General features: G+C 44.1%; 21 protein-coding genes. 15 read left to right on the top strand and 6 right to left on the bottom strand.

Translation table 11 applies throughout. The features are described 5' to 3' along the window. Positions 1-86: 86 nt before the first annotated feature. Entirely contained in the window at positions 87-389 is a 303-nt protein-coding gene (locus XYCOK13_RS05905) for a type II toxin-antitoxin system RelE/ParE family toxin (protein WP_213410959.1), read from the bottom strand. Further along, the gene (locus tag XYCOK13_RS05900; protein WP_213410958.1) at positions 376-648 is read right to left on the bottom strand and encodes a type II toxin-antitoxin system Phd/YefM family antitoxin; all 273 of its coding nucleotides are present in this window, start codon (positions 646-648) and stop codon (positions 376-378) included. The genes XYCOK13_RS05905 and XYCOK13_RS05900 overlap by 14 nt, the downstream gene beginning before the upstream one ends. A gap of 121 nt (positions 649-769) precedes the next feature. On the opposite strand from XYCOK13_RS05900, the gene XYCOK13_RS05895 reads away from it, so the two are divergent. Next, a complete protein-coding gene (locus XYCOK13_RS05895; protein ID WP_213410957.1) occupies positions 770-1,747 on the top strand; it encodes a DUF3991 domain-containing protein in 978 nt (325 codons plus the stop codon). A gap of 26 nt (positions 1,748-1,773) precedes the next feature. Here XYCOK13_RS05895 and XYCOK13_RS05890 read toward each other — a convergent pair whose 3' ends face one another. From XYCOK13_RS05890 to XYCOK13_RS05880, 3 genes are read right to left on the bottom strand one after another with little or no spacing between them, the layout of a single operon-like run. Then, on the bottom strand, positions 1,774-3,075 hold the full coding sequence (locus XYCOK13_RS05890; protein ID WP_213410956.1) for an AbiJ-related protein: 1,302 nt from the start codon (positions 3,073-3,075) through the stop codon (positions 1,774-1,776). A 30-nt stretch (positions 3,076-3,105) separates the two neighbouring features. Further along, positions 3,106-6,456: a DEAD/DEAH box helicase gene (locus tag XYCOK13_RS05885; RefSeq protein WP_213410955.1), complete on the bottom strand. Its 3,351-nt coding sequence runs from the start codon at positions 6,454-6,456 to the stop codon at positions 3,106-3,108. 3 nt (positions 6,457-6,459) lie between these two features. Continuing rightward, positions 6,460-7,248, bottom strand: coding sequence for a Hachiman antiphage defense system protein HamA (locus XYCOK13_RS05880; protein WP_213410954.1), 789 nt, complete (start codon positions 7,246-7,248; stop codon positions 6,460-6,462). Positions 7,249-7,732: 484 nt separating this feature from the next. On the opposite strand from XYCOK13_RS05880, the gene XYCOK13_RS05875 reads away from it, so the two are divergent. The 12 genes from XYCOK13_RS05875 (at position 7,733) to XYCOK13_RS05820 (ending at position 15,679) form a co-directional block, all read left to right on the top strand. Next, entirely contained in the window at positions 7,733-8,215 is a 483-nt protein-coding gene (locus XYCOK13_RS05875) for a hypothetical protein (protein ID WP_213410953.1), read from the top strand. Beyond that, positions 8,196-9,431 (top strand): MobP3 family relaxase, encoded by a 1,236-nt coding sequence (mobP3, locus tag XYCOK13_RS05870; RefSeq protein ID WP_213410952.1) that lies wholly within the window; start codon positions 8,196-8,198, stop codon positions 9,429-9,431. Before XYCOK13_RS05875 ends, mobP3 begins: the two co-directional genes overlap by 20 nt. Before the next feature lie 239 nt (positions 9,432-9,670). Beyond that, positions 9,671-10,321 (top strand): hypothetical protein, encoded by a 651-nt coding sequence (locus XYCOK13_RS05865; RefSeq protein WP_213410951.1) that lies wholly within the window; start codon positions 9,671-9,673, stop codon positions 10,319-10,321. A gap of 38 nt (positions 10,322-10,359) precedes the next feature. Next, positions 10,360-10,938, top strand: a complete 579-nt coding sequence (locus XYCOK13_RS05860; RefSeq protein ID WP_213410950.1) for a hypothetical protein — start codon at positions 10,360-10,362, stop codon at positions 10,936-10,938. Further along, positions 10,926-11,063 (top strand): hypothetical protein, encoded by a 138-nt coding sequence (locus XYCOK13_RS05855; protein ID WP_213410949.1) that lies wholly within the window; start codon positions 10,926-10,928, stop codon positions 11,061-11,063. The genes XYCOK13_RS05860 and XYCOK13_RS05855 overlap by 13 nt, the downstream gene beginning before the upstream one ends. 14 nt (positions 11,064-11,077) lie before the next feature. After that, positions 11,078-11,926: a hypothetical protein gene (locus tag XYCOK13_RS05850; RefSeq protein ID WP_213410948.1), complete on the top strand. Its 849-nt coding sequence runs from the start codon at positions 11,078-11,080 to the stop codon at positions 11,924-11,926. Next, positions 11,923-12,426, top strand: a complete 504-nt coding sequence (locus tag XYCOK13_RS05845) for a hypothetical protein (RefSeq protein ID WP_213410947.1) — start codon at positions 11,923-11,925, stop codon at positions 12,424-12,426. The genes XYCOK13_RS05850 and XYCOK13_RS05845 overlap by 4 nt, the downstream gene beginning before the upstream one ends. Then, positions 12,389-13,960 carry a VirD4-like conjugal transfer protein, CD1115 family gene (locus XYCOK13_RS05840; RefSeq protein WP_213410946.1) on the top strand — a complete coding sequence of 524 codons (1,572 nt, stop codon included), beginning with the start codon at positions 12,389-12,391 and terminating at the stop codon, positions 13,958-13,960. The genes XYCOK13_RS05845 and XYCOK13_RS05840 overlap by 38 nt, the downstream gene beginning before the upstream one ends. Before the next feature lie 5 nt (positions 13,961-13,965). After that, the gene (locus XYCOK13_RS05835; protein ID WP_213410945.1) at positions 13,966-14,286 is read left to right on the top strand and encodes an Mbov_0395 family pilin-like conjugal transfer protein; all 321 of its coding nucleotides are present in this window, start codon (positions 13,966-13,968) and stop codon (positions 14,284-14,286) included. A 66-nt stretch (positions 14,287-14,352) separates the two neighbouring features. Next, positions 14,353-14,574, top strand: a complete 222-nt coding sequence (locus XYCOK13_RS05830) for a DUF6133 family protein (protein WP_213410944.1) — start codon at positions 14,353-14,355, stop codon at positions 14,572-14,574. 53 nt (positions 14,575-14,627) lie between these two features. Then, positions 14,628-15,464 (top strand): conjugal transfer protein TrbL family protein, encoded by an 837-nt coding sequence (locus XYCOK13_RS05825; protein ID WP_213410943.1) that lies wholly within the window; start codon positions 14,628-14,630, stop codon positions 15,462-15,464. 5 nt (positions 15,465-15,469) lie between these two features. Continuing rightward, positions 15,470-15,679, top strand: coding sequence for a mercury transporter (locus XYCOK13_RS05820; RefSeq protein WP_213410942.1), 210 nt, complete (start codon positions 15,470-15,472; stop codon positions 15,677-15,679). Positions 15,680-15,788: 109 nt separating this feature from the next. Here XYCOK13_RS05820 and XYCOK13_RS05815 read toward each other — a convergent pair whose 3' ends face one another. Beyond that, complete coding sequence (locus tag XYCOK13_RS05815; RefSeq protein WP_213410941.1) at positions 15,789-16,259, bottom strand: GNAT family N-acetyltransferase; 471 nt, start codon at positions 16,257-16,259, stop codon at positions 15,789-15,791. 143 nt (positions 16,260-16,402) lie between these two features. On the opposite strand from XYCOK13_RS05815, the gene XYCOK13_RS05810 reads away from it, so the two are divergent. Next, entirely contained in the window at positions 16,403-16,741 is a 339-nt protein-coding gene (locus XYCOK13_RS05810; RefSeq protein WP_213410940.1) for a hypothetical protein, read from the top strand. After that, positions 16,738-17,181 (top strand): prepilin peptidase, encoded by a 444-nt coding sequence (locus XYCOK13_RS05805; protein ID WP_213410939.1) that lies wholly within the window; start codon positions 16,738-16,740, stop codon positions 17,179-17,181. The genes XYCOK13_RS05810 and XYCOK13_RS05805 overlap by 4 nt, the downstream gene beginning before the upstream one ends. Positions 17,182-17,186 lie beyond the last annotated feature (5 nt).

Raw genomic sequence — 17,186 nt, 5'->3', positions numbered from 1 at the left:
ACTGAAACCATCAAAAAACAGGCTTCTATAAGGATTAGCAAGCCTGCCTCTAGCTATATTTATGCGATTTTATTAACTCAAATCGTTTATTTAAACTGCTTGGTTACATCCATCTTCGCATACAGAATTCGGTGGATTTCCACAACTTGAGCCTTCACAATGTAAAAGACCAGGTACTGATCAATCACCATCCGCCTATAGCGAAAGCCCATGACTTCAATCGGATATTCTTCACACATGAAGGGAAATTCCTTCAACGTATTGATTTTATCAATGACCTTGTCATAGTACTTTAAAGCTGTTTCTGGACTATATTCAGACAGGTAATCAATCATATCGCCCAGATCGATTCGAGCAGTGGGAAGCAGCTTGATTTTATAGCTTTTCAAGGAGTTTACTCCTCATTTCAGAGGCTACTTCATCAAAATCATGGCGAACATCCGTCGTCTGGGCTTCCACCGCTGCTTGCTTCAACTTCTCATACACCGTCACATCCAACTGCATCTTTTCATACGCTTCGATGCTCATGACAACCATATCGCCATATCCATTCTTCGTCAGAAATACGGGTTCGGCCGTTTCATGCACCACTTTGGAAATGTCAGCAAAGTTGTTCCTTAAATCCGAGACAGGTCTTATTTGCGGCATGTTTTCACCCCTTCACGCCATTATATCACAATTTTATCATAATCACGCTAAACGTTCAATCTGTTCTTTCCTTCATTATATAGTTTGTCCTAAAGCATCACAACGAAACGGAGGCGTTCAAGTGGCGAAAAACTTACCTTTTAGCAAAGATCAAATTGCTAAAGCTAATCACATTGATTTAATCGAGTTTGCTAAATCCCATGGTTACACACTTAAAAGCGGAGGCCGACGCGCACTTCATGCCAAACAATCCGGTGGGCTTTATTTTTTTCGAGACCGCAATAAGTACCATCACTTCTCAACCGACACAAGCGGAGGCCCCATCGATTTCGTCATGCAATTCATGGGGATGGACTTTAAAGAAGCCGTGGCCTATTTATTAGAAACTTCGATTCCACTGCGTACTCCCTTAACCGTTCCACAAGAACGAGGAGAGCTTATTCTGCCAGCGAAAGCGCCAAATTACCGACGTGTGGCTTGGTATCTTATTCACGCCCGTGGCATTGACCCCGAAATCATCTCACACCTTATGCATGAGAAGAAACTATATCAGCAAGACAAAACCGGAAGTTGTGTTTTTATCGGCTATGATCAAGATGGAAATGCCAAGTACTGTTCTATGAGAGGGACAAATCTAAATAGCTCCTTCAAACAAGATCAAAAATTCTCAGATAAAAGCTATCCTTTTCATATTGTCGGTTACCAAAACAGCACTCGTGTTTATGTATGTGAAAGCCCTATTGATGCAATGAGTCGAGCGACCATCGAAGTTTTTCAAGGGAGAGATTGGAGAGTTGCACATTATATTTCACTGGGTTGTTTATCTGATCAAGCACTCGAACGATTCTTACATTACAATCAAATGTCCGTAATTGTATTCTGCTTAGATAATGATGCCAATGATGTTTACAACGATGGCAACTACACCCCAAATTGGGGGCAAGAAGCTGCCATAAAATTTGCTGGAAAGTACAGGGACTTTAACTATGAAACATTTATTGAAACGCCTAAATCTAAAGATTTCAACGAGGATTTAACTACTCTCCAACTCTCTCTTAAGTGCCGCATGAACGAAACAGATCATGGTTATGAACAATAGTGAATTCATGATTTTGTTTCAAACATTTAGTTATTTATTCTATTCGAATCTAAAAATTGAATTGCAACAGATACTAACGATAAGCATCTCTTGTAAAAATACTCATGGTGTCTTTCATCCTCAATATTTATCTTGGTTGTTTCGTGATGTCGAATCATAAAATCATTACCAATTTTCGTAAGATCTAAAAACTCCTTATCAAAAAGTTCTTTAAAATGAGCATTGTCGTTGCTCATATCGTCGATGATCCTACCTACAGATTTTTTCTTATCCAGAGTAGGAGAGTAATACGTTTTAAGCCTTTCAAAAGCATCCCAAAGTTTTTCAACAGCAATTTTAAGATTTCCATTATTGTAATATCGAGCTGCTTCTTGAAGCAACTCTTTTAGGCCTGCTTCTTGAATCAACATTAGCGCACTATCTTCTATTTGAATGCTAAGTGTATTTTCAACCTTCCCACTTTGCAATTCAAGGGGAACATCATTCAGTTTGAAAATTGTATTAACACCTGCTTCGAAACCAGTATCCTCGTTATACTTTTCGAAAAACTCTATCGCATCAATTACACAATGGGGGGAACTTGAAATCACAAAACTTTTTAAGTTATCAGCTTCCACATATTGACCTTGCTCATTAAAGCATTTCGGTATATAAAATTCTCGGATATCATTCATTACTCCTTCAATAGTTGAACTATTGTAGTTCCAACCATTTTCAGCCGTCATCTGATGAATCTCATTAAACCTTTCAAAATGTTGATAAATTTGATATCTAGTCTTCCTAGGAATTGTAAGTGATAATCGTCTCTCCTTAATCACCTTCCGGTTCCTTTCAGAAAACGGAACAAACTTTATATTCTCGTCTGATTCATAAATTCTCCAGCTATAAACATCTCGTTGAGATATTTTTTTTGCAGGATAAATTTCATATCCATCTTTTTGTAGCAGCTTATTCAGCTCACCAAGGAATTCCTTCCAATAACCTTTTTCATCTCTTACTGCAGGATGAAATATTTCACAAATAAACCTCAAGTACGACTCATCATTTCCGTCTTTTAATTGGAAACGCTCATCTTCGAACACCCAGCAAAAAGGATAATCATCATTGTTAACTGTATGTTGCCAAATATCTTCCTCAGCATTTTGGTAGCGTTTATTCGAACCCGGCATTTCCTTTAAATTATATAGTCTCTTAAGAAATTCGATTTCCTCTAAACGTCCAAAATAATTATATCGCACCCTCTCAGTTTCCCAAAGAACAGTCATATCAAGACCACTTCTAAACAAGTCCAACACGTCACGTTTTGTTATCTCACTTATACGATTCAATTGTTTAATGTCACGCCTTTCTTGCAACGCTTATGAAAAGTCAATGTCTGATTTATTTACTGATACTCGCGGATTGTATGAGCGTAATTGCCATGCATCATTTTCATATACAAAGTGTAGTCCAGTAAAATTAGCGATATTTGAAAAAGGTAGTTCGTCTGAAGATTCAACTTTCTCGAAAAAATAACCGTCTCCTGAAGTCAGGATATATTCACCATTCACAATTCGAAGATATAATTTATCAGGAAGATCATCCCTCGCCCACGTGAAATTAGGGAAGCTAACCCTTTTTCGCATTTGTGATTTTGAAGATTCTTTAAATAGTTCTATCCATGCCCTCGAATTGTCTGAAACATCATGCTCCTCCATTGAAAATTCCAAAAGTGCTTGCCTGATATCGGAAATACTTTTGTTTTTGAAAGCATTAAAAGCGGACAACTCTAAAGCCGCGCTTCTCGAACGCACACCCGCCATATATATATTCACAGCTTCGTTGTTAGGAAGTCCCAATTCAACAAACATGGCAAGTGAAGTGTATAGTTGAACTACATTCTCTTCTATTTCATGATCAAATAGTTGAGAAATTGCATGTATGATCCATGGCAACGTAAAGCCGTAGTAGTCCTTTGATATTTCACCCGCAACTTGTTCAATCGTCATTATTGAAGCGAGTGCATCCCCACTTATCCAAGGACGACGTATATTCTCTAAAACCGTTTGCTTCGGTACAAAGTTCATTAAAATATGTGCTTTTTGATTGCTCCAAATTTCTAGTTCACGAACAATATTTTCTATCATTTGAATGTCGTCATGTTCACCCTCAGAAGATTGAATATATTTCAAGGCCAGATTCCTAAAAAAATCAACATCCTCTAACATCGATTTAGACACTGACAGTGGAACGCTCGAAGAAACTAACTTTTTTCTATCCGTCTTGCTTGGTATTCTGCGCAACAAAGCAGTAGTACGTGCTTTTAAAAGAGCCAGGTATAGTTCTTCATTCTCACTCTTTGCTTGAATTAGTGCTAATGAATTTCTAAAGACATCATCAATCCAGTTTATATCCACATCATCTGTACTAAAATCTTCATGCATTCCAAGAAGCCCATCATCTATATAATCAAAGATAGAGTTTAACCGCTCTGAGGAATGATCATCAATATTTCCTTCTATAAAATCATTCGCTATTGTTTCAACTAGCATTGTGAAATCTGTACCAGTACGCTTTGCGATTCTGCATATTGTCATTAGCGCAGCAAGCAAACCACTACGTACTTTTTCCATTTGTCGATTGTCAAAATAATTCTGGGCAAGCTCTCTATCTTTATTAACATGCCATTGAGATCTTTTTCTATTTGTACTTGTATCAATTGCATAGAGTATTTTTCCTTCAACATCGGAAAAAGCACGTCCTGCTCTTCCACAAATATTCCAGAAGTCTCTATTGCTGATCGCTTCGTCACTATAATATGGAGTTGAAACAATTACGGTTGAAATACCAACATTTACTCCTTGGCCAAGTGTTGAAGAGGCAATGATTAATTTTGGAGGTTTAGAACGCATGAGCCTTTCAATAGCAATACGAACAAGTGTAGGCAGTCGATTATTATGACAAATAACCCCTTTTCTCGCTGCTGTTAAAACAATATCATCATTACCGAGTTCTTCGTTACACACACTTTCAAAAACATTCCATAAAGATTCGTCCCATAGATAATCTTCTGGGTGCTCTCCTAGTGCTAGAAGTACATCCTTAGCCAACCCATTAATGGAATTCGCTCTTGCGGAATAAATCATAACTGTCCCGTTTTGCGCCAATCGAACTGCTGTTGCAGCTACAGCTTCATTCTTATTATTTGGAAAGGGATTCCTTCTGCGTCCGAATCCCAAAGGATCTTTTTGAATAAAATTAGGGTTAAATGGTTCGCCCTCACTCTTCCACTCTAACCTAACTCGATTGCCGTCCCACAGAAGTAAGCCCAGCCGTTCCAAGGCTGGCTTCCATTCTGACTTTGCTACTAAATTCGAGTCGCTTGTGATCCATTGAGCTAGATCTTCTGCGTTTGGTAATACAGCAGATAAAAGTAGCATTCTAACTTGATTTCTAGAAGCAAACTCCTTGATATGCGTAAGGAACATTTCATTTTTAATATGTCTTTCTTCTGCCCCTAACAAGTGGCCTTCATCAACAACAATTAACTTTACTTCTGTTTCCAATCCTGACCCACAGCGAATAAGTGCTTTTGCCTTTTCAGGCGTTGCAATTACGATTTGCGATTCATTGATCAGCTCAAAATCCGTAACATTCGCAGTTGAACCTCCGTATAGCTGCGAAACAGTAATGCCTAGTGGTCCAAATGTTCTGTTTAAACTTTGTTCAATTTCAAAAGCTAAGGAGCGGAACGGTGTAAGATACAAAACCTTTGATAGTATATGAGTAGATAAGGTTTTTAGGATCGCTATCTCTGCTATTCTTGTTTTTCCACCGCTTGTACGCAGATTAATAACAGCACCACTATTATCACCAATAGCAAGTGGCAATGCAGCTGTCTGAGATGGCCATATTTCTGTAACAGGGGATCTAAACTCGCTGAGTAAGCGGATATACTTTTCAGTGATATATTTTGCTGGAAGAAGTGGTGGCAAGATAGACCATAGGGACGCAGCTTGAAAAGTAGAAAAAATAATTCTTAACAGGCGAATAATTAGCCAGTATAGCGTCAAAGCGCTTTCGGAAGAAAGTACTAATATCTTTTCTAAAATATCTTTTATGAGTGAAAAGTTGCCTTGATTTCCTGTGTAAATGAAGTCCATGACGATATAAAAACAGCGTGCTATTTCATGTGATATTACCCAATCATCAAAATCTCGAAGATCTAATTGTTCTGGTGCTTGACTGAATAGAACATTACTTGCAATTTGAAGCATGGATTCAAAATCTTTTTTTATGAAACTAATGATTATTTGTCCTATTGTAAAATCAACGTCAATGTTATGTAGGACAATAAATGCACGGGAGTACTGTTTCGCTGCATATAAAGACATCCCGGCAATCAGTAAATTATAGTTCTTCGTCTCGATCTCATCAGGATTAAACTTAAATGCATCCGATAATATCTTTCCCGCTTTTTCCAGCACTACTAACCCCTCAGCAGTTTCTGTGTCCTCATTTTCTATCAATGAACAACCACAAGAAATCAAAGTGTATGCTATATAGGTTGCTTTTTCTGTAAGTGCCGAATCAAAATTAGGATAATTCTCATGGTTTTCCCTGACTTCCTGTAATATTCGTCGTGCATCGGTCTGAGTTATGAGGTTTTCAATTCTACTTTGTTCTAAATTGCGGAGTAGGGATATTGCGTAATCTGTAGGGATGCTCATTTGTTACCTTCCCTCCAGTTGTACAAATGCTTGTTGAACAATCGCGTCTGGTGATTCAAAATTTAACGATATCATTAGTAAGTTACGGAGTTCACTTGAGGCATGGGTATTTACAACTTTCCGAGCGGTATAATTACCCATCAGAAAGCCAACATAGTCTAATCGCAGTTGATTTGTTAGAAATAATACGGCACAATTCTGAACCTTCTTTGCCAATTCGAAATTACCAGCTTCAAATAAACGCTCTGAGACAAACGTTAATGAAATGGGTAATCCAGCTTTATTTGAACGTACAAGTCCGTCAACTATGTCAACAACGGCTTTCTTATTTGGAACTCCTCTGAATTTTGACTCCCCAACAATAATTCGCACCGGATCAGACTCCACATCAAAAAGCAAAACATCGTCGCCCTTCATTGATTGCTCTACATTGGGATTGTATCTCAACCTATATATAGGGAGCTCTGCTTCAGTCGTGGAACACAAATACTCTGCCAGAAAAATCTCAGCAAAATTCCCCTTCTGAGTTGTTTTATTTTGAGGATATGGAGAAACAATCATTGGAGCGTCCTTTATCTGTAAGGTTTCTATTAAATCTTTACGGCGCTCTAAAGCCTCGGGACTAATATGGTGATCTTGTAGTGCCAATGTCATATGGTCCAGAAGAACACCTTTACTTCCATTTTCTATTAAGTATCTATGGGGAACACCATTTATAGAGTTTTCATCATTAGATAAAAGCGATTCGGCAAATGGATGATTTTCAGATGGGTGCTCATTTATGATTGACATGACGTCAGCCACCTCCTTGAAACCGCAAAGAAGTTTTTTCCTTGGATAACCCAACAGTTTGTAAAAACTCTTTCGTTCTCACACCTTATAAATTTCGACAGAAAACTGGAAAACCCTTCATCAATATAGTTCTGTAGAGCTGTTTTATATATGGAAAATTGTCCAGGACGTATTAAAACTGATTATTAACGCCGCAGTTTTTGATTGGCAACTACCAAGAATCGCGCTCATTTTACAATTTACAAACAAGGAGATGATTATGAAGATGAAAAATAGCCTTTTTTCTCATCAGATATCTTTCAAGGTTCCCTACTCTCCAAGAGGCCCACCTTTGGGGACTCTTGGGAGTGGTTTAAAGGCAGGAATAGCAAAATGTCATTTTGCGAGAAAACAGCGTGAAAGCAGAGCTTTCACCGACATTTTTTAGTAGTTCCCCCCGACAATCGAATGTCGCTATTAAACTGTATAGCGAAAGGAGATACCATTGGTCAGAAGAGAAAAAACGGAGCAGATCACCGTCAAGCTACCCAAATCCCAGTATGACTCGCTCAAGAAGTACGCCGCTTCCAAACATCTCAGTATGGCGGATGTGGTACGTGCCTTTATTCAAAAGGGAATGTCCATCGAAGCCTATACCCAAGAGATTGACTTCATTACTGCGATCATCCGTCAAGAGATTGGCATTGCCATTAATGGCCTCAGCAACCGACTAGCCGGGCTTGCCAGCAAAGACCTCATCATGTCCGCTGCGGCGTACTATTCCACGATTGCGATTATTGCCGACCTCATCGATGCGCACCGTTACACCACCTTTCGAGAAATCGAACGGAAAGCTCGTCAATTGGCTGTCGAGTACACCAAGATGAAACTGAACGATGCCGAAAAGCTGTTCCTTTCCGGCGATGCCTTCGATCAAAATCTGGAACGACTGCGGGGAGGCCATACCGATGTCGGCGCTGATTTATAAGCAGCGCTTTTTTCATCCGAATCATCCGAAAACGGCTGTCAGCAACTATGTGCACATTGGTTATATCGCCACCCGTCCCGGTGCGGTTAAACATCCAAACAAGAGCCACGGGTTGTTTGGAAAAATGAAGCCCGGGGCGCTCAAAGCCTTTGATTCTTGGCAAGAAGTCGCCCGGATCGCCCGACAAATCTCTCGGGAAGGCAAAAATATGTACCGCAGTGTCATTTCATTTCAAACCGAAACCGCGCTTGAGCTCGGCTTAACGGATTTCTCCGATTGGCAACATTATATCGAACAGCATATCGCCACCCTCTCCACCCAAAACCAGATCAAGATTGAAAACTTATGCTGGGCCGCTGCCTTCCATAATGAGCGCGACCATCCGCATCTCCACGTCGTGTTTTGGGACAAGTCGCAATCCGTTATTAAGAACTTCACACACCCGGAAATCCCAAATCGTATTCGCAAGCAGCTAATCAAAGACACTTTCGCTTATAAAATCAAAGAATTTTGTGCACTGCGAGACGAGGCCAAATCCGGCATCACGAAAGTAACCGACCGCATTGTTGACGATTTTGAAGCTTACCTGAAACAGTTGAATCCCAAAGCGTTCCGAGCTACCCAACGTCGTTTTGAACACGAAGACGGAGACTCTCTGCTTCGTTTCCCTAAACACCATCTCATCGAATCGTCTTCCGTTAAACACTTGGCGAGCCGGCTGTTTGAACTGCGCCGCCACCTTCCTCCAACGGGCAGGCTGGCTTATCAATTACTGCCGCAGGAATCCAAAATGTATCTCGACGAGTTGGTACAAGAACTGCTTCATGACAATCGTTATCTGGCGGAACTGGTCAACGATTACGTGCAGGCCAAGCTGGAGCTAGCCCGCCTCTATACGTCCGACCCAGATCGTTTGGAGAAACAACACGGCAACTACCAAGCGGAGGCCGAAAAGCGGATGGCAAACCGTATCCTTTCCACACTACGCACCATGATCAAAATGGAGAAGGAATCGGCTATTGCCATTCGGCAAGCAGATCGCCATCAAGCCTTGGCGGAACAGCTATTGTTGGAACTGCTGACCATGATGGAGGGTCTTGCGATGCGTACCCAAATGGATGTTGATGACAAAATCAGCGTAATGGGCGGGGAGCTATCCAAGCAAGCGAAGAAAGAATGGCTACTACGGCACAAAGATCGTGGCATGGAAAGATAGTTCGTTCTCTTTTGTTTTGTGGAAAACCTGTAGACAACATGTGTATAAGCAAAAAAATCTGTGGATTATTCAAAGCGAAAGGAGCCATTCAATGTTATTTACGGAAGGAAAACTTCGTCCCTTTGAACAACTCATGCGCCAGCCCCCAAACCGTTCGTCTTCAACCGAAAAAAAACAAAAGAAACCGTCTCAGCCCTTCTCGAAACCACGTCCGAAGGTGACAAAAAAGGAGAAAGCCGATGGAAATCACTGATCGGTTGCTGGAAGTGCTTCGTTACCAGTTGAGAAAAGAAGGGCTATCCGTCAAACAACCTAACCCCGATGAAGCGCTGATTATCTCGAGGGACGAAAAGCCGCTTGCCTATGTGCAAGATGACGGCTTCGTGTTATATCCAGCCGGGGACTATCAGGAATCTTCCAAACGCATTGCCCCTCTGGTCAGTCAAGTATGGGAGATGGAACGTGCTTATCAAGAAGCACCTGCTATGGGTATCGATTCGGTCAGCGAATATCGCAAACTGCTTGATTACAACGGGTATGTTCTGGCAACCCGTTACGATGGTGAGGGAGAGTTCACCTTTGTCAATTGGCAATACACCTATAACAAGAGCGCGGTGTCCCTTGGACATTACTTTCACAAAAATGCCTACTCTGAAGCCAAGGAAGATTTTCTGTTTCGCAGCGGGCTTGCCGAGGACGTTACGTCTTTTCGTCTCGATGAATTGTCGGTTATTCGGGAAGCACTCCTTTTTCGAGGTATTCAAGACGCGGAATTAAGTTCTGAAGACCGGGTGAATCTGGATAGGGTGCTGCACCGGATTGACGCACTTCTGCTCCCTATTGACAAACTTTTGCTGGAAGCCGAAGCAGAAGCGGATCGAGAACGCTAATGACCGCTTTACAGACTGTCTGAAAGGTGGGAAACCCGATGAAAAGCAAAAGTGAGTTTTACAAAGCCTATTTTTCCGCGCTTGCCGAGCAAGGTATCGAAGTTCGCCGCTCCACTTCCGCCGATTATTTGGCTGATATGTACATGAAGGATCAGCTCGTCGCCTTCTATACTCGCATGGATAGTATTGAAAAAAATCCTTTTGTTACCGTACCCGACCGGCTGATGGGTGCTATTCAGGACTTGGCACGGAAAACGGCGTTGCAGCTTGGCATCTGCACCGAGAAGCCTTATACAGAAAAAGACGCTAAAATTGCGAACGGCGTTTATAAATTAAGTGAGTATGGGGATGTCGTGCTGGCTTGTAAGCATCATCCGCTATTCGAGTACGTATTCTCAACCTACCGCTTGTCGCCGGATAACGGCGCACCCGTACAGCGCCAATATTTTTACAACAAAGAAGAAGCGCTAGAAAACTTTGCGTGCCGCAGCGGATTGGTGGATGAAAGAAAAATATTCAACGAAGCTGAATTGTTGCTCATTCATGATGAAATGGTTAAATATCTCATTACTCCAAATGACAAAACGGTCAGCAGTTTGAACAGGTGCAGATCCTAATCGATAAGTTGGAAGACTTGGTGCCTGCGTTAAAAGATCGAGACATTCATCTGGACTATGATCAAGAATTTATTCATGATTACGACGGCAACCCGGAAGCATTGGAAGTTGCCGAAGAACGGTAAAGGAGGTCGCCCACGTGTCTAGGCCGGAAAGCTCCATCTGGGGCAACATTCTAACCTGTTTTGAAATCGGCTTGCATGTCTACGGCATTTTTGCCGAGAAAAATAGCGGCATCGCTCTGGATGCCAATTACGCCAAAGAAGTACTCAGCGAAAAAGCGTTGCAAGCCGGAGAAGTACATGGCGAACATGTTTATTACGATGACGTTAAAAGCGCCATTCCCGCTTACGAATTACTGAAGCAAGGTGCGATTACCGACCCCGAATTTAAGAAATACTGCGGAAGTACAGAGCAGCTTGCCGAAGAAGGTAAGTTTTTCGCGCCAGAATACTTTGGCGAATTTTCTGCTCCGAGTACAACGCCTTTGGGCACGGTCACGGATAGTCAGTTTTTTCATAACGGTCTATATCTGCTGGAAAGCGGTGGGAAATGGCATTTGGCCGTGAACCAAATCATAGCCAAGCAGTGTTTATCTGACTTTGCCCACCAGTTAGCTGCCGGACATGACGATTACCTCTATTACCCGCTAGATGCTTGTGCTGTTCCGATCTATGAATTGTCTGCGTCCCACCCCGCTGTTGCAGAACAACTTGTGAGTGACGATAGTCTGGCGCATACGTTATGCGAGGATTATCCGGTGTACGTGGCGATTCACAACCTGCATACCGAAGAATGGGGCCATATCCATGATAGCGCTGCACCCAAATCGCTTTTTCTGCAAATTCAATTGGATCAGGCCGTAACTGGAGAAGAACCAAACCATCGACATGTGCAGGTTACCTACGAGACGGACAAATTAGCCGCTCCTTTTCAGGTCAGAGAGCCTGACGATTTTTTTGAGCCGAGCGGAGAACTGGAACTGTGAAGACGAAACAAAAAAGTTGGCTTGCTTGCCTCATCATTGTGCTGGGAGGCGTAGGCAATCTCTTTATTAGCACCGCCCATCATTTCCTGTTGTCCGGGGAGACTTCCCGTCTTGCCCTTCCATCCCTTGCCGCTTGTCTCGACAGTCTGCTTACCCATCGAGCACATCTTCTCCTGTTTGTCTGTCTGCAAAGCATTGTCCTGGTGCTGGCCGTACTTTTCTTCGTCATGAACAGCCAGCCTTATCAAAGCAAGTTGCGGCAGGTTGCTCCCGGTATCGAAACGCCGGTCCCTACCGGACAGCATCAGCACGGATCGGCACGCTGGCTACGGGAAGACGAATGGCCCCGCACCTTTGACCACTATTCACTTGATCTCCGCCATCCCTTTATCCGGCATCTGATTCATACAGGCTACGACGATCTGCAATTCTTAAAATCATCTGAACAGGAGGTTGTGGAAGATGAAACTGTTTCATCCGAAGACAATTCCAAAGCTTGATTCGCCGTTACATCTAAACGCTGGCGGCATTGTACTGGGTCTGGATCAGCAGCGTGGGAAGGAACAACTCTTTTATGTAGGCGATGATGTTCATACCCTCTGCATTGGTGCTACACGCAGCGGCAAGTCTCGCTCTGTCGTCCTGCAATCCATTGGGTTGTTGGCGCTGGCCGGTGAATCGCTGGTCATCTCCGATCCGAAGGCGGAGTTATTCCATTACAGCGCTCCCCTTCTGGAAAAGCTGGGCTATGAGGTACTCGCGCTGGATTTCCGCCACCCGGAAAAGAGCCATCATTATAACCTGCTCCAGCCGGTGATTGACGCCACGCTGAGAGGGGATCAGGAGCAAGCCGAAATGCTGGCCTGGGATATGACGAATGTGCTGGTCGGCAAAGCGCAGGGGGAAAAAATTTGGACAAACGGCGAGATGTCCGTCATTGCCGCCTCTATCTTAAGCGTGATTTGGGACAACATCAAGCGACCGGAATATCAGAACATGACCAACGTGTACTGGTTTTTGGCCGAGATGAACAAGCAAACCGGAAACAAAACGCCGATGCAGGAGTACATCAAGCGCTTGCCGCAGCAGCATCCTGCCCGGGCGCTGCTCAGTATTTCCGACATTGCGCCTTCACGCACCAAAGGCAGCTTCTTCACCTCGGCACTCACGACGCTGAGATTGTTTACTTCCAAATCCATCTATGCGATTACCCATAAAAGCGACTTTTCTTTAGCCGATCTTGGCGAGAAGAAACAGGCGCTTTTTATTATTTTGCCGGACGAAAAGACGACGTTTTATCCGGTTGCGTCTCTGATGATTTCCCAGCTATATGAGCTGCAAACAGCAGAGGCCGATAATCGCGGCGGACGGCTTAAACGGCGCGTCAACTTTCTGCTCGACGAATTTGGAAACTTTACGCCGATTGCCGACTTTACAAACAAATTGACGGTCGGCGGCGGGCGCGGGATGCGCTTCAACCTGTTTGTGCAGAGTTTCGAGCAGCTTAAGGAAAAATACGACGATCATGTGGCCAATACGATTAAATCGAATTGCCAGACATGGATTTACTTGCAGGCCGACGATTTGGAGACGTTGCGTGAAGTCAGTGAGAAGCTCGGAACCTACACCACTTCCAGCTATCAATTGTCCGCCTCCCACGGGAAGTACACAACGCCAAGCACATCCCATAGTCTCAATCTGCTGGAGCGCAAGCTGTTGACCGTGGATGAGGTGCGCCGCATTTCCCGCCCCTATCAACTCGTCCTCTCCCGCAGTCATCCTGCGATGATGTTCGCTCCCGATTTAAGCACCTGGGCTTTCAATCGCATGATGGGCTTGGGTGACAAGGAACATAATCGCCAAGTTCGGGAAGAACGAGAAAAGCGGAGGCCCATTCGAACCGACACCCGAGAGGAGGTGAAGCTGTGGAACATTTGGGTGTACTACCAGAAGGACATTGCAAGGCAACTGGCCGAACAGCAACGTGCGGCAGCCGCGCAAAACCAATTTCCACCTTATTCTTCAGAAGAGTAAAAGCTTTGATTCGTTATTCTTTGTCAGCAGCCTGCTGTAGCTTAGGTTTTCTTTTCTCAGCGTCTTCCGTTTACGCAAATAGCATTCAAGATAGCAAGCTGGCGACAGGGACGGAAAAACTGATCGGTGACGTCACCACTTGGCTGATGATATTGGCCCCCGTTGTTACCGGTCTGCTCATTATTTATTTCTTTATTCGCCGTTCCGCCGCCGATGAAATGGACACCAAAAAGTGGAACAACCGCATTATTGTAGCGGTTGTTTCTTGTATCGGGGCGGTGCTTGGTTCAGCCTTGCTCAACGTCATCATCGGTTACTACAAGTAAGACAAGCCTGCTGAGGCATCGGCAGGCTGTTTTTTCTATCCTAAAAAATCAGGAGGCTATCTTATCATGAAACAATGGCTGCAAAAAAAATACTTTCGTGCGGTAATGAACGTGAAGCAGGCGATTAGCAATCGCCGCGGGGAAGGCTTTGTGGATACGGCGGTCAAAATCCTTATGGCCGTTGTCATTGGAGCACTGGTACTGGCTGGCCTGTACCTGCTGTTTGGCGAAACTATTCTGCCGACACTGAGGCAGCGAATCCAAGAAATGTTCAACTACAGGGGGTAAACCTGCCTTGAGCGGAAGCGGTGTCCGCACCGCTTCCCGGAAAGGAGGAATCAGTGGACAAAATTTTATTGTTGCTCATTGTCGCCATTCTAAATGGCGCGCTCATCTACATGGATACGTTGTTGAAAGACATCATCCCCATCTCTCTTTATGCAGAGCGTTACATGACGCTTTCCACCGGCGTGGATCTTGCCGAAAGTTTGTATGACATCCTGTTCGGTTTTGGAGTCGCGCTCATGATCTTGAAGTTTTTGAAAAAGGGATTTGAAATTTATGTCCTCTGGACAGACGGCGATCCGGATGAGGAGCCGCTATTATTGCTTACCAACTTTTTTCGGGCCATGGCAGTTGCCATTTGCTTCCCGACCATCTACACCTGGCTCGGTCAGATCGTAGAGGACTTAACAGACCGATTGTTGGCTGTCATTGGCCAGTCCACCGACTATAACTGGCAGTTCTGGGTGGACAGTATCAGTTCCATGGGACTGGTGACCGCCATTTTCGGTCTCATCTTTGTTGTCTGTTTCTTTATTCTTTATTTCCAATTCCTCATGCGCGGACTGGAGATGTTTATTTTGCGGGTAGGTATCCCGTTAGCCTGCGCAGGATTGCTGGATAATGACCGGGGCATCTTTCGTGCTTATGCGCAGAAGTTTATGCAATCGATGCTGGCGGTTGTCATTCAAATTGCGCTTGCTAAACTGGGCGTTGGCCTGATGCTGCAAGACCACATCTTTTGGGGCATGGCCTGTATGGTGCTAGCGATTCGGACACCTCGCTTTTTATCTGACTTCTTGATTACGACTGGCGGAGGCGGCGGTGTCGTGAACAACGTCTACCATAGCGTGAAGCTGGTTGGTATGGCCCGAAAGCTCATAAAGGCCGGGTGAGGAAAATGGTAACGCTAGAGGAACTAGCTCAGGCGGTCATCGTGCTTATTCGCCTGGGCTGCATCTTTCGCTTCATCTATTGCATGGTACGCCTGTCAGGAGCCGACGAAGAAGCGACCAAGTACAAAAAGCGTGCCCGCAATGTCGTGTTGTTTTATATACTCGCAGAAAGCATCTGGCAAGTAAAAGACATTATCCAGTATTACTATCAGTAACTGAAGAGTTTTCTCTCTCCCCTTTGCAAGGGAAAGCGAGACCTGTATCCACGACCTCGCCTGCGGCATTAAATGGCCCAATGCGCTTGCCAACCCCAGATTCTCAGGCCTAACACCTTGAAATTAGCAGATGGAAATCGGATGACTCCTCTTTACTGAACATCTCTCGAAGATGAACATCAACGGGAACGTTTATAAAACCTAGTTTATGCGCCAGTCCAACGCTAGCATCCGTATGAGCATTTCTGATACAAATTCGATCAAAACCTTTACGCTGTGCATAGTCGTTTAACCATTCGACCACTCTTGTTCCAATCCCCATTCGCTCTGGTGCCAAAGCAATTCTGTCAATGATCAGACTTTGATAAATCGAAGCTACATGGCAATAAAGCTCCGAGCGTAAAACCATACTGACTTTCCCTTCAGCCGAGTCGACTTCGACTTTCCCTAATGCTCGTCCTCCATAAGGATTTTGAACCTCCACCTTATCTAAAGTTAGCTCTTCCAATAAATAACGCAAATCTTCAAAATCAACAGCGGGTAATTGAAAAGCTCTTGTCTCCGATTCTCTGCCTTTCATTTTCATCCCTCCTGAAAATGTCCTGTCATTCATCCAACGTAATAAATGGTTCGCTTAAAGGTTCAACTTCTCTGCTCGTTTCATTTCTCCTGCTTGCGAACCCATATTAAAAAACAACACAACTTGTAAAGGAGGAGAAGACAATGTTGTTGGAAGAACAGTCCTTGTACATTCCCCTTGGTGTCAAGCCTGAAGCGGAGTGGTTCCCCGGCTTTGGTCAGCGTCAGCTTGGTCTATCTGCTGTAGGCTCACTTGCCGCTGTAGGTATCGCTCTATTCCTTTGGCTGATGGGTGGCAGCGTCCCGCTGGCGATGGTTGTCTTTCTGATCGGCGTGTCCGCCTCCGTAATGATGACGACCAAGGACCGGCACAATTTATCCGTACTGGACCAGATCACGTTTATGATTCGTTTTGCAAAATCGCAGAAGTTCTACCCTTATCGCAGTTTGAGTAATTGGACGATGACGGAGCGCGGGCCATGATGGACGCAGAGCCCGCCCTCTTGGTAAAGGGCTTGTTGTTTACCTTGTTCCTCATGATCGCGAGTTCTCACGACATTCGCACACGTGAGATTCCCAATTGGTTGCCGCTCGCATTAGTTGGTTCAGGCTTGCTCCAACTTCATCTGGTGTCGGCTCTCCTCGGCCTGCTTGCCGCCAGCTTGCCTTATTTGCTGGCCGCCGTTATCACAGGCGGAAAGATCGGTGGCGGTGACATCAAGCTGATGGCTGCCTGCGGCTTTGTCTTGGGACCTGTCGGCGGTATCCTGCAAAGTATTGTTGGGTTAACGCTCGTTTTGCTGTTCGCCATTGGGATTGCTTTTCGTAGCGGACTTAAAAGCGCCAAACAGACCGCCTTACCGCTAGTTCCTTTTCTCGCGGCAGGCGGTTTGCTCACGTTTACATTACTTCATTTGTTATGAAAGAA

The sequence above is a fragment of the Xylanibacillus composti genome (assembly GCF_018403685.1).
In the GTDB taxonomy this organism is placed as follows: domain Bacteria; phylum Bacillota; class Bacilli; order Paenibacillales; family K13; genus Xylanibacillus; species Xylanibacillus composti.
Note: the sequence above shows the minus strand (reverse complement) of the source record. Positions and strands in the feature narration are given on the sequence as shown.